Raw genomic sequence first — 13,565 nt, forward strand, 5'->3', positions numbered from 1 at the left:
CCTTCTTTGGCACTTCAATATGAACATGATACTGGCCATTAATGGCTTCCATTTTCGATACCATCACTTCTTCTAATCCGGGTAAATTCATGTTAAAATGCACGTACACGCAACTCCAATCTTTTTCTTGTTTCTCGTCAATTCAAGTTTAAAAGATATAGGAGCTTGCGTGTATTTTTGTGCTTCATTTTCTTAAACCCCAACAAATATTATAGAGCCATAGAATTAGAGTGACGTCGTTTCGCTTTTCTTAAGCAAGTGAGCAACGTCTTCTGCTTTCAAATTTATAAACATGTTAATAACGAACAGGATGACACTTAAGACAAGAAGGTTAGGAAAGATCATGAGAAGAACGGTTAGGGAAGTATTGCTTGCAAGGAAAAAAGATAGTCCAAGCATAAATAAAGGGAATGACACGTTATAAAGCCAGAAATGCAGTTTTGCTAAGAGCGTTTCACTAGCGTTAGGGAATAGAATATAGATAAAACCGAATAAGCCCATGGAAGCCCAACCTAATAGATTAATATGAGCATGAGCGCCTGCCAAACTGTGATCCCCCATCATCTCCATCACTAACCCCATACTAACTCCAATTAGGAAATAAAGAGCTGCCAATTTAAGAAACCATATCCCCATTCTCATTACCCCTCCCATACATGTTAGATAGCCCGTTTAAGTATATATCGCTAGAAGGAGGATTATGCCGAATATAACTGTTTGTTCCAAGAGCGAAGACCTTATCCGTCAATTATTTGTGAATATCCTTGTCTTTCTAAACTTTTTCACTTCTCATTTTGTTACAATAAAACCAACCAAAGCTAGCTTTCTTACAAGAAGATAAACTCTGAAAAAGGTAAGGTGTCAAAATGAACATGAAACAGAAATGTGCCAAAGCAGCTCTAGAATACATAACAGATGAAACCATCATCGGTCTTGGGGGCGGAAGTACAATTGGATATTTAATTGACTTTATTAAGGAAGAAAAGTTAAATGTAAAAGTCGTAACCCCATCTCTAAAAACAAAGCATCTATGCGTAAATCAGGGCCTGGAAGTGCTACCAACAAGTACCGTTGAGGAAGTAGATGTTGCATTTGATGGTTGTGATGAGGTTGATGAAAAGTTACATGCACTAAAGAGCGGCGGTGGTATTCACACGCAAGAAAAGCTCATTGCTCAAATGGCAAAGGACTATATCTTGCTCGTTGATGATTCTAAAGTTGTTCCGGAATTAAGTTATCAGCATCCAGTCGTACTGGAGATTTTGCAAGATTCACTTGCATTTGTACTAAAGAAAGTAGGAGAGATGGAAGGAAAGGCAGAAGTGCGTTCAAGTTCTGCGAAGGATGGATATACAGTTACCGATTATGGAAACTTTTTAATTGATGTTTGGTTTGAGAAAGGGCAGGAGAGTGTTCAACTTGAAAAACGCCTGAAAGAAATACCTGGTGTAATTGACGTCTCCCTTTTTGCGAGTGTTGTTACAAAAGCATTAGTGGCAAGTGAAGAGGGTATTTACGAGATTTCAAAATAAGATGATCTATTGCTAGTGCCTGTCACTTCTTACAAGTTAGTAAGGTAGTGACAGGCACTCTTTATTTTTGATTCTCAGTCCCCCACAAGTGCATCTGCTCTAAAATCGGCATCAACGTTTTGCCTTTTTCCGTAATCGAATATTCCACTTTTGGTGGGACGGTATTTTGTTGTTTTCGATCGATGAAACCTTCTTCTTCTAGTTCTTTTAACTGATGACTCATCACTTTATGTGTGACGCCTGGTAGTAACTGGCGTAATTCATTGTAGCGAAAACTCCCATCCACACAGAGGTGCCACAAAATCACCGTTTTCCATTTACCGCCGATTTTCTTTAATGTATATTCAATCGAGCATTTTAGTTTTCCGTTTTGATCCACTGGAGAATTCATGTTGGATCGACTCCTTTCTTACCTTTTGGTTAGTATCGCACAAAAAAGTGCGTTCTTACATGATCATTTTGTTCTCAGTATAATAAACGTATGTTGACAGAACATAATCACTAAGGAGGAGTTTAAAACTATGTTACCATATCCAAGAAGTTTTTCTCATATCGGACTATCGGTTCCAAACCTCGAAGAAGCTATTAAATTTTATAAGGAAGTATTCGGCTGGTATATTTTGATGGAGCCATCTGATGTGCACAATGATGATTCCCCGATTGGACAAATGTGCCGTGATGTCTTTGGAGACGATTGGGATACGTTCCGAATTGCTCACTTATCAACCGGAGATAAAATTGGCGTCGAAATGTTTGAGTTCCCGGAAAATGAAACGCCAGAAAATAACTTCGAATACTGGAAAACAGGTATTTTCCACTTCTGTATCCAGGACCCTGATGTTGAAGGAATCGTTGAGAAAATTAAGCAGCACGGCGGGAAACAGCGTATGCCGATCCGCGAATACTATCCAAATGAAAAGCCATTTAGAATGGTGTATGCGGAAGATCCGTTCGGCAATATTTTCGAGATCTATTCTCATAGCTATGAACTGACTTATTCGGAGGGTGCTTATTAATTAGAATGAAGAAGAACCAAGAGACTTATTCTCTTGGTTCTTTTTTCATATGTTAAATACCTACGTAGTCAAAAGAAGAGAAAAATAGAGGAATGAATTGAAATCAATAAGTTTATTTAAGGAGAAGGGTTTCTTTCGTGATTTTACTTTAATGCTTGATCCAGCGTTCCAAGATTTCTACGCATTAAGCTAAAATAATCTTCTTTGTTATTAATATCATCCTCAGTAAGAACAGATAAATTGTGAAGACGAAGTGCTTTTGCTCCAATTTCGGACTGGAGGCTTTGTGCCACCTTAGGGGTAACGTTTTGTTCGAACAATACATAATCCAGATTTTTCTCCTTAGCCGTATGAATAATTTCTTCAAGCGCTTTTTGAGATGGCTCATTTGACGGAGAAAGCCCGGAAATCGCAATTTGATGAATGCTATAACGGTTTTCCCAATACCCATAAGCAGCATGAGAAACAATCATTTCAGGATGATCTTTGGAATCTACTAAACGAGCAAACTCTTTATCCAGTTCAGTTAAATCGTTTTTAACTTTTTGAAAGTTGGCTTCGAAATCCTCTTTTGCATCTGGCTTAAGTTCAATTAATGTCTCTTTAATGTTTTCCGCCATTCCTATCGCCTTATTAGGGTCAAGCCATACGTGAGGATCTTGATCTCCATGGTCATGCTCATCCGAATGTTCCTCTTCAGAGTGCTCTTTGTGTTCTTCTTCCGAATGCTCGTCATGTTCATCACTATGTTCTAAGGTTTCAATTCCAGATGAAGCTTCAACAATCTCTACATCACCTACCGAATTAGCAATAGCTTCAGCATAGCTTTCCATTCCTAACCCGTTATAGATAAATGCATCTGCTTCAGCAATCTTAATCATCGTTTGTGTCGTTGGTTCGTAAGTATGGGCATCAGATCCAGGTGGTAAAATCGAGACAACTTCAACATATTCCCCACCTATTTTCCTTGTGAAATCCTCAATAGGAAATAGCGTTGTATAAATACTTAGTTTTGTTTTTTCACTACTTTCATTAGTAGCAGTTGTACTTGTTTCTTTTCCAACACACGCAGCTAAGACCAAGACAGTCATCAAACATAATAAAATTTTCCCGTATTTTAAATTCAAAATATTCCCTCCCTCGTAAAATTCTATTTTTAATATTATCGTAATGATTTCGATTTGTAAATCAAAATCATTACGTTTTGTGTTAAGATATTTTAGAGTCGAATGGATAGGGAGGAAAATGAAACATGAAAGTACCAGTTTATTTGATTAGTGGCTTTCTTGGAAGCAGGAAGACAACTGTACTTCTAAGTATGATAGAAAAATGTAGAAAGGAAGGGATGAAAACAGGCATTATTCTTAATGAGTTAGGTACAAAGAATGTGGAGGAAACGTACTTTAAGGAACAGAACGTAAAGACATTATTAAATGGATGCATTTGTTGCTCGATTCAGGATGATTTAAACGAAACACTACGGTCATTTAGCGAAGAAGATATTGATGTATTGTTAATAGAAGGAACGGGGGTTGCCAATCCAATCGATATAGAAGCGGCATTAACGACTCCAGAATTTACCCGGATTTATGAGTTGAACTCGATGATAACGGTTGTAGATGGAAGTCATTTTCTTGAACACCAACACTTCTTTACAAGTAGTAAAGAAATTCGTAAGTTATTAAAACAACAGATTTCCTGTGCGAATTTGGTGATTCTTAATAAAGAGGATTTAATAACAGAATCTTCTATAATGAAAATATATAAGAAAGTGAGTGGTATGTTGAAAGAAGATATTCCTGTTTTTAGAACAGCTTTTGGAAACATTACAGAAACCGAATTATTTAAAAAAAGATATGGTCTTCGTACTCCTATAACGAATGAGAATCACAGAGATGTTGGACATCGTCACAACCACTCTTCACTTCGAAGTATTCAGATTGATGGGTTTGCGGAAGTAGATCGACTACTTTTCGAAAAATGGATTACTGAGTTACCATTGGAAGTTTTGAGAGGGAAAGGTATTGTTCGATTTAAAGGTGAGCATATGAACTATCATTTTCAATTTGCCTCTGGAGAGCTAAGACTCTTACAAACTGTTGGAGAAGAAATGAACCCGATTATGATACTCATAGGAGATTCTTTAAACGAAGAAAAGTTAAACCGGAATTTTCATTCAAGCATGTCTGAATGAAGTTCATTTCATTAAATGGTCATGAGTGATCTGGATGGACATAGAATAATAGAAGCACTAATAGATTCTAAATCGAATCAATTATGATTTGCAAAGTGAGAGGAAAAGTCTTATAAGACAAATATAAGGTGGTATGGAGGTGGATGTATGATTCATACTGTAAGCAATAGTATAAAGGATTTTATAGGAATCCTATTGTTTTTAATCTTTGTTATCTTATTTTTATTTAATACACAAGTTCTTCAGTATTTTCAGTTTGATTTCCCTAGTGAATGGTTAAATGTAAATGCTATTTTTATTAGTATTTTATTAGAAGCGATCCCGTTTGTTCTTATAGGTGTGTTTGTATCTGCGCTGATTCAATCGTTTGTTTCTGAAGAAACTCTTCAGAAAGTGTTACCGAAACACGCGTATCTAGGCTTGATTTCTGCAGCGCTACTTGGTGCTGTTTTTCCTGTTTGTGAATGCGCCATTATTCCAGTGGTAAGAAGGTTAATTAAAAAAGGGATGCCGCTTCAATTCGGTGTTGTCCTATTAATGGCTGCACCTATTCTAAATCCAATCGTAGCCGCATCTACATACTATGCCTTTCAACAGGATCTTACTGTACTTTATTTCAGAATGGGATTGGGCTTTGTCTTATCCATCATTATTGGTTTTGTGATGTTCCGGATTTTCGGTACTACAAATCAATTAAGATGGACAAAGGAAGAACTTATTGGAGAGACAAGAACCATAACTACGATGAAAAGAAATAAGTGGAAGCAAACGTTCTATCATGCTAGCGATGAATTCTTCGATATGGGGAAATACCTCATCATTGGTGCGTTTTTAGCCAGTGTGGTCAATGGGTTTCTTGACCGCAACCTCCTTGCTTCATTTATTACAAATGAAGCAGAATCAACGGGCGTTATGATGGGGCTAGCGTTTATTTTATCTCTCTGTTCAGAAGCAGATGCTTTTGTAGCAGCTTCCTTTTCGAATCAGTTTTCTAGTACGTCTTTACTTGCTTTCCTAGTCTACGGACCGATGCTTGATTTGAAAAATATGCTGTTGTATTTCGCATACTTTAAGACAAAGTTTGTCTTAGTTCTTATGTTAATCATAACGGTAGTTACATTTTGTTCTGTATTAGTGGTAAGCGGTTTTTTAAATTAAGAGAGGAGGAATGGGTTTGGACGAGAGTAAGTCGACAGCTTCACTGCAGTTTCATATGTTTTTAAGAAGTATTATCTTAATGGGTTTTTTCTTATTAATCATCAAGCTAGTTCTGAGTGAAACGATCCTTCTTTATGTTGCTCCGAAAATGCTTCCGTTTGTTTATTTTGCAGGTGGCTGCTTCTTTTTAATAGGAATTATTCAATTTTTTAAAAGTATGTCCTCAAACCTGGCGGAGGAGATTGAATGTAACTGTGGTGCAGATCATCATATGAAAGGGTCATTTGTGCGTAAAACGATTATTTATCTGTTATTTATCCTTCCTGTTCTAGGAGGATTAGGGCTTCCTCAAAAAGTAATCGATAGTACAGTAGCGGCAAATAGAGGCATTCAATATGGGGGAGGGTTGTATACAAAACCACCAGATAGCTCGGCAGCTTTGTCAGAAGATCCGTCAGATACAAATACACAAGACGTGGATAAATTTCTGGAAGATCCAGAAGCTTACATGGAGGAAATGGATGAGCGAGTGAAGAATGAAGCAGCTAAATCTCCTGCTTCAAACACCTCTTCGGGCTATTCTGCTGATTATAATAAATACGATGAGCTTGCAGCAAAATATTCAAAAATGGACCACATTCAAATAACGAATAAAAATTACCTCGATGTGATTACAACAATCGATTTGAATTTGGAGCAATTCATTGGGAAAAAATTGACGATTAAAGGTTTTGTGTACCGTGAACCCGATTTTAACGAAAAGCAAATCGTTGTCGCTAGATTTGGTATGAACTGTTGCGTGGCAGATGCAAGTGTCTATGGAACTTTAATTGAAAGTGATCAAGTTCATTCCATTGAAGAAGATACATGGGTCGAGGTAACTGGAACAATTTCGAACACATCTTATAACGGTCAAGAAATGATGCTTTTACTACCAGATGAAATGAAGCAAATTGAGGCCCCTAAAGACCCATATGTTTATCCATTTTAGAAAGGGAGCATATCCCTTTCTTTTCTTTCATATATAAAATCAATTTGGAATGAGAGATTGCAATATAAATTCATCTAGTATACAATACAAATCGTAATAGTTACGATTTAAGAGGTGCTCTTATGTATGAATGGATAATTATAGGTGGAGGTATTCATGGTTGTATGATCGCAACCTCCCTTTTGAATAGCGGTAAAGTTAAAAAAGAAGAGATCTTAATTATTGATCCTCATTCCGGACCGCTTGAAAGGTGGAAGGAGAGAACCGAGCGCATTCAGATGCCGTTTCTTCGGTCGCCTTCTGTTCACCACATTGATGTGGCTCCTTTCAGTTTAGACAAATATGCGAAAAAGATTAACTATGAAAACCCTTTTTACGGTTATTATGATCGCCCCTCATTAGATCTCTTTAATCAACATGCAGCCTCCGTTTTTGAAGAAGCTTGCGTACAAGATAGTTGGTGTCAAACGAAGGTGAAGCAAATGAAGAAACAAGGACCATTTTGGGAAATTGAAACGGAAGATCACTGCATTTATTATACAAGAAATAGTGTTATCGCGATTGGTAATAATGAACTGAACTATCCGCCATGGGCAACTGAATGGAATAATGGATATCACATTTTTGATGCTGAACTAAACATGGACAACATAAAGCCACCTTGTTTGATTATTGGAGGAGGAATTACGGCAGTCCATACAGCTATTGGTCTATCTCATCGGTTTCCTGGGGAAGTTACATTAATGTCTCGTCATCCATTTCGTGTACATAACTTTGACAGTGATCCTGGGTGGCTTGGACCTAAATATTTGGACGCTTATTCACAGGTTAAGAACTATGATATTAGAAGAAAGATGATTCACCAAGCAAGACATATTGGCTCCATTCCTTCCGAACTTTACAGTCGTTTGCATCACTTAAAAAAGCAAGGAAAATTATCGATTGTCCAAAGTGAAATTCAAACTGTTTCAAGTGAATCCAATATTTTAATGACAAAAGAATCAATCGTTTATCGACCAGCCACTGTTCTCTTTGCTACAGGGTTTGAACGAGCGATAACAAATCAACGTTGGCTTCTTCAATTAATCGCTAAAGAAGACCTTACGTGTGCTAATTGCGGTTATCCAATTGTGGAAGAAAGCCTGGAATGGTGCCCACACCTATTTGTCATGGGGCCTCTTGCGGAGCTTGAGATTGGTCCAGCTTCGCGCAATATTATTGGAGCGAGAAAAGCAACAGAACGGATTATGAAAAGTTCACGGTTTAAATCGTAATAATTTTGATTTGGAGGATGAAAAGTATGACCAATAAAGTCCCAGTGACAGTGTTAAGTGGATATTTGGGATCTGGTAAAACGACGTTGTTAAATCATATTCTTGCAAATAGAGAGAAGCGCCGGATTGCTGTGATCGTCAACGATATGAGTGAAATTAATATTGATGCTGAACTAATTAAAAGTGGTTTTGCTAGAACTGATGAAAAGTTGGTGGAACTTCATAATGGATGTATCTGTTGTACGTTAAGGGAAGATTTGATGATTGAAGTAAAAGAATTGGTGGAAGGAGGAGAGATTGATTATCTGGTTATTGAATCAACAGGCATTTCGGAACCGGTTCCCGTAGCTCAAACCTTTACATACATGGACGAAGCGTTAGGCATTGACCTTAGTCGCTTGTGCAGGTTAGATACAATGGTTACCGTCGTTGATGGTAATCGATTCTGGCATGACTATAAATCAGGAGAAACCTTAATAGATCGTGAGGAAGAATCGTCAGAGGATGACCAGCGTGAAGTGGTGGATCTATTAATTGATCAAATTGAATTTGCGAATGTTCTATTGCTTAATAAAACAGATTTAATGAATAAAACAGCGATAGGAAAATTAGTATCCGTCTTAAGTACACTTAATCCTGATGCCATTATTATACCAACAACTCATGCCAATCTTTCTCTTGATCAAGTGCTCAACACAAAGTTACTCAACTTTGAAGCTGCAAGTCAGAGTGCTGGATGGATCAAAGAACTTAATAATGAACATATTCCCGAAACTGAAGAATACGGTATATCTTCTTTTGTCTATCGGAGGAAGCGCCCATTTCATCCTGGAAGGTGGCTATCTTGGCTTGAACAATGGCCAGACGAAATTGTGCGCGCAAAGGGATTCTTCTGGCTTGCTTCTCGAAATAACGTAACGGGATTATTGTCTCAAGCAGGTCCATCCCTTAGTATTGAAGCGGCTGGAAACTGGGTTGCAACCTATTCGATTGAAGAGCAAAGACAGACGATTGATGAAGCTCCTGAACTACTAGAACACTGGGATGATCTTCACGGCGATCGCATTACGGAACTTGTGATGATTGGTCTTCATTTGGACCAGGAGCAAATCGAACAGTCGCTTGATTGTTGTCTATTGACTGATCATGAGATGGAGGAAGATTGGTCGACATTCTCTGACGATTTACCAAAATACCACGAAGAGAGGAAGAGTTAGATGGCTAAAAAATCTAAAGTAGCTAAAGAAAAGAAACGTCAGAAGCTCGTTCAGCAATACGCTCAGATTCGAAAAGAGTTAAAAGAAAAAGGAGATTATGAAGCATTGCGTAAGCTGCCTCGTGATTCTTCACCAACTCGTCTTACAAATCGTTGTGAAGTAACAGGGAGACCGAGAGCATATTTAAGAAAGTTCAAGATGTCCCGAATTGCTTTTCGTGAGTATGCTCATAAAGGACAAATTCCTGGCGTGAAAAAATCTAGCTGGTAAAAAGGTGAAATGGGTGTAAAATACAAGTGACCTCTTATGATTAGGAGGTCACTTCCGTTTAAACAAAGCTAAAAAAAGATAGAATACCTACTGATGGATCTTTTTTAAATCCAATTCAGCTGCCCCTTGAAAGACGTCTACTAGAATTTCCATTCCTTTCTCTATTTTATCCTGAGTGGAATGAGTGAAATTGAGACGCATTGTATTTTTCTTCGGATCTGAAACATAGAAAGGAGCTCCTGGTACATAAGCCGCACCTTTTTTTACAGCCGTATTTAATAAAAGCGTCGTATCAATGCCTTCTGGTAGTTCTACCCAAAAGAACATGCCGCCTTTAGGAACCGTATAAGAAAGTCCAGGTAGATCAGCTTGATCAAGCAATCGTTGCATGACCTTCATTCGTTCAAAATATGTACTCCTGAGGTTTTGAATGTGACCGTTCAAATCAAAGTCGGAGCAAAGGTGATAGAGTGCTTGGTGAGCAAGAGAGTTTGAATGCAAATCAGCCGCTTGCTTTGCTTGTGCCATAATGCGGATGATTTGATGAGGTCCTTTGATCCAACCTGTTCGTAACGCAGGAACAACGGTTTTAGAAAAGGTACTCGTATAGACTGTGTGCGATCCATCGTCTAACGCAGATATAGGAGTATATGTTTTTGTTCCATCGAACTTGATTTCTCCATACGGATCATCTTCAAAAATAATCACTTTCTTTTTTATTGCTGTATCAAGTAGGTGTTGTCGTCGTTCAAGTGACCAAACTTTTCCCATCGGATTTGAGAAGGTTGGGACAACGTACACACACTTCGGCATATACTTTTTCATTTTATAATCAAGATCCTCTGGTACCATTCCATGCTCATCCGAATCAACAGGGATAATTTTCACTTCATACGATTGAAAAACCTGTACTGCTGCAAGATAAGTTGGGTTTTCTGTTAGAACAATATCTCCGGGGTTAAACATTACCCGCGCAAATAAGTCGATTGCTTGTTGTGAACCAGTGGTAAGCATAATATCATCCACGCGTGAAGCGATGCCCTTCTTGTCCATGCGATCAACAAGTACCTCTCGAAGTGGAGCATATCCCTCTGTGGCATCGTATTGAAAAGCCTTTCCTCCTGACTGAAATGTTTTCGAAAATGCATCTTGTACTGCCTCTACAGGAAAAAGTTCGTCGTCTGGTAAACCTCCCGCAAACGAAATGACATCTCCTTTATTCGTGATTTTTAAAATATCGCGCACTGCAGATGATTGAAGATGCTGCACTCTCTTAGCAAATCCGTACCTCATGACCAAAACGCCTTCCTTTGTTTTAATATTTAAAATATTGTCATTATAGCATTTTAATGCGTTGAAAGGCTAGTGTGTTTTGTTTAAAGCTAGCAATATGGTTAGATTCAATAAAACAAAGTTGAAATACCAAATTAAATTAAAATAAAAAACTCAAGTTCTGACTTCAGAAATTGAGTTAGGATTTGAGCGGTATACTCTTATAGAACTTAAGCCATTTCTTTAGCAGTAACAGGTAATGAAAATAAATCAGCGAACATCCAATGAGAATACTAAAGGTAGCAAGCCACTCAACTACTCTGCCACTATCGAAAATAATAGGCAAAATAGAAGAAAGTATTATTCCTGCGAGTGTATAAGCGAGAAAATGATACCGATAAAGGCTCCTTTCCTTTCTAGTTAAATACCAATCAATAAAGATAGAGATCGGTACACCAATCAAAATGAAAAATGGAAGCATTAGATAGGCATTAAGCATCGCATCTGAGAGATGGAATGCACTCTCAATAGTATTGTCAAATAGATACATTAAAGTGTGTATGATAAGTGACACAGTAAAGGCTGAAAGAAAGGATGATAAAGTCCTAAAGATAAAGGTCATAAGTAGAACTCTCCCAAAGATTGTTTTCAAGACATAAGCTAGCAACTAACGAGGTTTAATTATTCCTTTTTGTTTTCTTATCTATAAAATTATTCCATAAATACTAGTTAACTTACAAGTGTGAAATAATTTCTGTCGGTGAGTGTAGTTTCGTCTCCATTATGAAGAAAGCAGCTTATAGTAAGGAAGCTTATGAAACTATTTTTTATTGGATAATTCATTAATAGTCTCTAAATAAGATGAAAGAAATAGAAATAAGCATGAAGCCAGTTCGCTTCATGCTTATTTCTATTGATCTGTTTTACTCCATAATCCCCACCGAATCAAATCCACCTGCAGCAGCCACCACTTCGGCGCTACCTTCACCGTAAAGGTCAATAGCAGATTGCACGATAGCTTGTCGTGCATCACTAAAGTCAGAGTTAGCTGTAAGGTATTGAGTCAGAGCACGATAATAGATTTGCCCAAGCTTCTCACGGCCAATGTCTTGAGCGGTTAGGTACGCAGCGTGATTAATAATCGAAGAGTTGATGTGAACACCGCCGTTATCTAATTTAGCTGGAAGGTCGTAAAATTCATCCATATGGGATGGATACATTCCTTCGCCGTTTCCATAAGCAACATAAGCAGCACCAACAGGATATTTACTAGGATTACTTAAGCTTCTAAGAGAAGTGCGTCCATCTGCAACGGCAGCAGGTGCCATAATGTCTTCCCCGATCTCCCGGTCTGAGTCATCAATTAATGCGCCGAAAATATCCGAGAAGGATTCATTCAAAGCGCCGGATTGAAAACGATAGATGAGGTTAGCTGAATTAGATGTGACCCCGTGAGTCATTTCATGTGCTGCTACATCCAGGCTAGCAGCAAGAGGGATGAAGAATTCACCATCGCCATCTCCATATACCATGTAAGTCCCATTCCAGAAAGCATTGTTGTAATTATCTCCGTAATGAACGACTGATTGGATCGGCATGCCGTTATCATCGAGAGAGTTGCGTCCATGCTCACTTAAGTAATAGTCATACACTTGTTCCGAATTATAGTGAGCATCAACAGCAGGTTCTGCAAATTCAGATTTAAACGCCGCGCTTTTGTTTGAAACTACCTCGAGGTAGTTTTTAGAGTAATCATAGGTAATGATTCCATCTAACCCATCATGACTATAATCTGCTAGTTGAAAAGTGCTTCCTTCATTTTCAACCTTGTTTTTTGTGACATGTAGAAGACGGTGATCACCTAGTACGCCGGTACCAGTTCCCGTTTGGGTTTTGTAATGTCCTGCGTCCATAATGGCATTGTATTGATCCACAACTTCACCAGACGTAGCGTCAACAAACACGAACCAGTTACCAGGCTCATCTCCCAGGAAATTCACATTTACCTTATAGGTAAGGTGATTTTTACCTTCGAATGGATAAATAACTAACTCAGAAGTTGGATCTTGATCTAATGTAGAAGGAGCATGAGTAGAAGATTTTGCGACTTGCAATGCTTCTTCTGAAGAAAGGGTAGGTTTAGTATCGAGCTTACTTGCTTCGATATCTTCATTATAAGCTCCGTTTACGACAGTGATTTCATTATCCATATTGTAGTGAACAATAATCTCAGCCCCTTCGACAGGGACGCCGTTCTTTGTTTGATTAAACCTGACGTGAGTCATTCCAAGTTCATCCTTGGCGGAATTGTTCTTTTTTAGGTCTGCTTTTGGATTTTTGATATTAACTTTTTCTTTATTTTGTTGCAAGTAGTTTAGAGCATCTTCAGCAGAAGTAGAAGAACGTTTAACTGCTTGCTTCTCTTTCACGAATAGCGGAACGTTCGCTTTTTCGTTCCATTGCTTAACTATCTGGTTCTCCACTTGATGATCAGGCTGGACGGCTAGAACATTATTATAAGGGAGCGATGCGGTTATTAAGGCAGTCGTCATAACAAGGGGGGCAATAAACTTTTTTCTCAAATAAATTCCTCCTAATATGTAATCTATTTACAATTATAAGGTGGAATTGAATTTCTCTC

At 38.0% G+C, this 13,565-nt stretch carries 14 protein-coding genes; 8 read left to right on the forward strand and 6 right to left on the reverse strand.

All coding sequences use genetic code 11. From position 1 onward, the window contains the following. Nucleotides 1–225: 225 nt before the first annotated feature. A complete protein-coding gene (locus ACIFPW_RS02625) occupies nt 226–636 on the reverse strand; it encodes a cytochrome-c oxidase (RefSeq protein WP_430241798.1) in 411 nt (136 codons plus the stop codon). 236 nt (nt 637–872) lie between these two features. On the opposite strand from ACIFPW_RS02625, the gene rpiA reads away from it, so the two are divergent. Next, a complete protein-coding gene (gene rpiA, locus ACIFPW_RS02630) occupies nt 873–1,532 on the forward strand; it encodes a ribose 5-phosphate isomerase A (protein ID WP_430241800.1) in 660 nt (219 codons plus the stop codon). A 61-nt stretch (nt 1,533–1,593) separates the two neighbouring features. Here the strand turns inward: rpiA and ACIFPW_RS02635 are convergent, their stop codons facing one another. Further along, nucleotides 1,594–1,923, reverse strand: coding sequence for a winged helix-turn-helix transcriptional regulator (locus ACIFPW_RS02635; protein ID WP_430241802.1), 330 nt, complete (start codon nt 1,921–1,923; stop codon nt 1,594–1,596). A 130-nt stretch (nt 1,924–2,053) separates the two neighbouring features. On the opposite strand from ACIFPW_RS02635, the gene ACIFPW_RS02640 reads away from it, so the two are divergent. Further along, nucleotides 2,054–2,548: a lactoylglutathione lyase family protein gene (locus tag ACIFPW_RS02640; RefSeq protein ID WP_430241804.1), complete on the forward strand. Its 495-nt coding sequence runs from the start codon at nt 2,054–2,056 to the stop codon at nt 2,546–2,548. Between the two features lie 143 nt (nt 2,549–2,691). Here the strand turns inward: ACIFPW_RS02640 and ACIFPW_RS02645 are convergent, their stop codons facing one another. After that, the gene (locus ACIFPW_RS02645; RefSeq protein WP_430241805.1) at nt 2,692–3,675 is read right to left on the reverse strand and encodes a metal ABC transporter solute-binding protein, Zn/Mn family; all 984 of its coding nucleotides are present in this window, start codon (nt 3,673–3,675) and stop codon (nt 2,692–2,694) included. 125 nt (nt 3,676–3,800) lie between these two features. On the opposite strand from ACIFPW_RS02645, the gene ACIFPW_RS02650 reads away from it, so the two are divergent. The 6 genes from ACIFPW_RS02650 to rpsN all read left to right on the forward strand — a co-directional run bounded on the left by ACIFPW_RS02650 (nt 3,801) and on the right by rpsN (nt 9,652). Beyond that, on the forward strand, nt 3,801–4,742 hold the full coding sequence (locus ACIFPW_RS02650) for a CobW family GTP-binding protein (protein WP_430241807.1): 942 nt from the start codon (nt 3,801–3,803) through the stop codon (nt 4,740–4,742). Nucleotides 4,743–4,892: 150 nt separating this feature from the next. Further along, on the forward strand, nt 4,893–5,900 hold the full coding sequence (locus tag ACIFPW_RS02655) for a permease (protein WP_430241899.1): 1,008 nt from the start codon (nt 4,893–4,895) through the stop codon (nt 5,898–5,900). Nucleotides 5,901–5,916: 16 nt separating this feature from the next. Continuing rightward, the gene (locus ACIFPW_RS02660) at nt 5,917–6,891 is read left to right on the forward strand and encodes a TIGR03943 family putative permease subunit (RefSeq protein ID WP_430241809.1); all 975 of its coding nucleotides are present in this window, start codon (nt 5,917–5,919) and stop codon (nt 6,889–6,891) included. Between the two features lie 122 nt (nt 6,892–7,013). Next, on the forward strand, nt 7,014–8,165 hold the full coding sequence (locus tag ACIFPW_RS02665) for an FAD/NAD(P)-binding protein (protein WP_430241811.1): 1,152 nt from the start codon (nt 7,014–7,016) through the stop codon (nt 8,163–8,165). A 26-nt stretch (nt 8,166–8,191) separates the two neighbouring features. Next, nucleotides 8,192–9,382: a GTP-binding protein gene (locus ACIFPW_RS02670; protein WP_430241812.1), complete on the forward strand. Its 1,191-nt coding sequence runs from the start codon at nt 8,192–8,194 to the stop codon at nt 9,380–9,382. Beyond that, nucleotides 9,383–9,652, forward strand: coding sequence for a 30S ribosomal protein S14 (gene rpsN, locus ACIFPW_RS02675; RefSeq protein ID WP_165997464.1), 270 nt, complete (start codon nt 9,383–9,385; stop codon nt 9,650–9,652). A gap of 87 nt (nt 9,653–9,739) precedes the next feature. Here rpsN and ACIFPW_RS02680 read toward each other — a convergent pair whose 3' ends face one another. From ACIFPW_RS02680 to ACIFPW_RS02690, 3 genes are all read right to left on the reverse strand, one after another. Beyond that, nucleotides 9,740–10,945: a PLP-dependent aminotransferase family protein gene (locus ACIFPW_RS02680; RefSeq protein ID WP_430241814.1), complete on the reverse strand. Its 1,206-nt coding sequence runs from the start codon at nt 10,943–10,945 to the stop codon at nt 9,740–9,742. 178 nt (nt 10,946–11,123) lie between these two features. Beyond that, nucleotides 11,124–11,546: a hypothetical protein gene (locus ACIFPW_RS02685; RefSeq protein WP_430241816.1), complete on the reverse strand. Its 423-nt coding sequence runs from the start codon at nt 11,544–11,546 to the stop codon at nt 11,124–11,126. Between the two features lie 301 nt (nt 11,547–11,847). Continuing rightward, nucleotides 11,848–13,506, reverse strand: a complete 1,659-nt coding sequence (locus ACIFPW_RS02690; protein WP_430241818.1) for a M4 family metallopeptidase — start codon at nt 13,504–13,506, stop codon at nt 11,848–11,850. Between the last annotated feature and the right edge of the window lie 59 nt (nt 13,507–13,565).

The sequence above is a fragment of the Pseudalkalibacillus sp. NRS-1564 genome, assembly GCF_050467905.1.
In the GTDB taxonomy this organism is placed as follows: Bacteria; Bacillota; Bacilli; order Bacillales; family Guptibacillaceae; genus Guptibacillus; species Guptibacillus hwajinpoensis_B.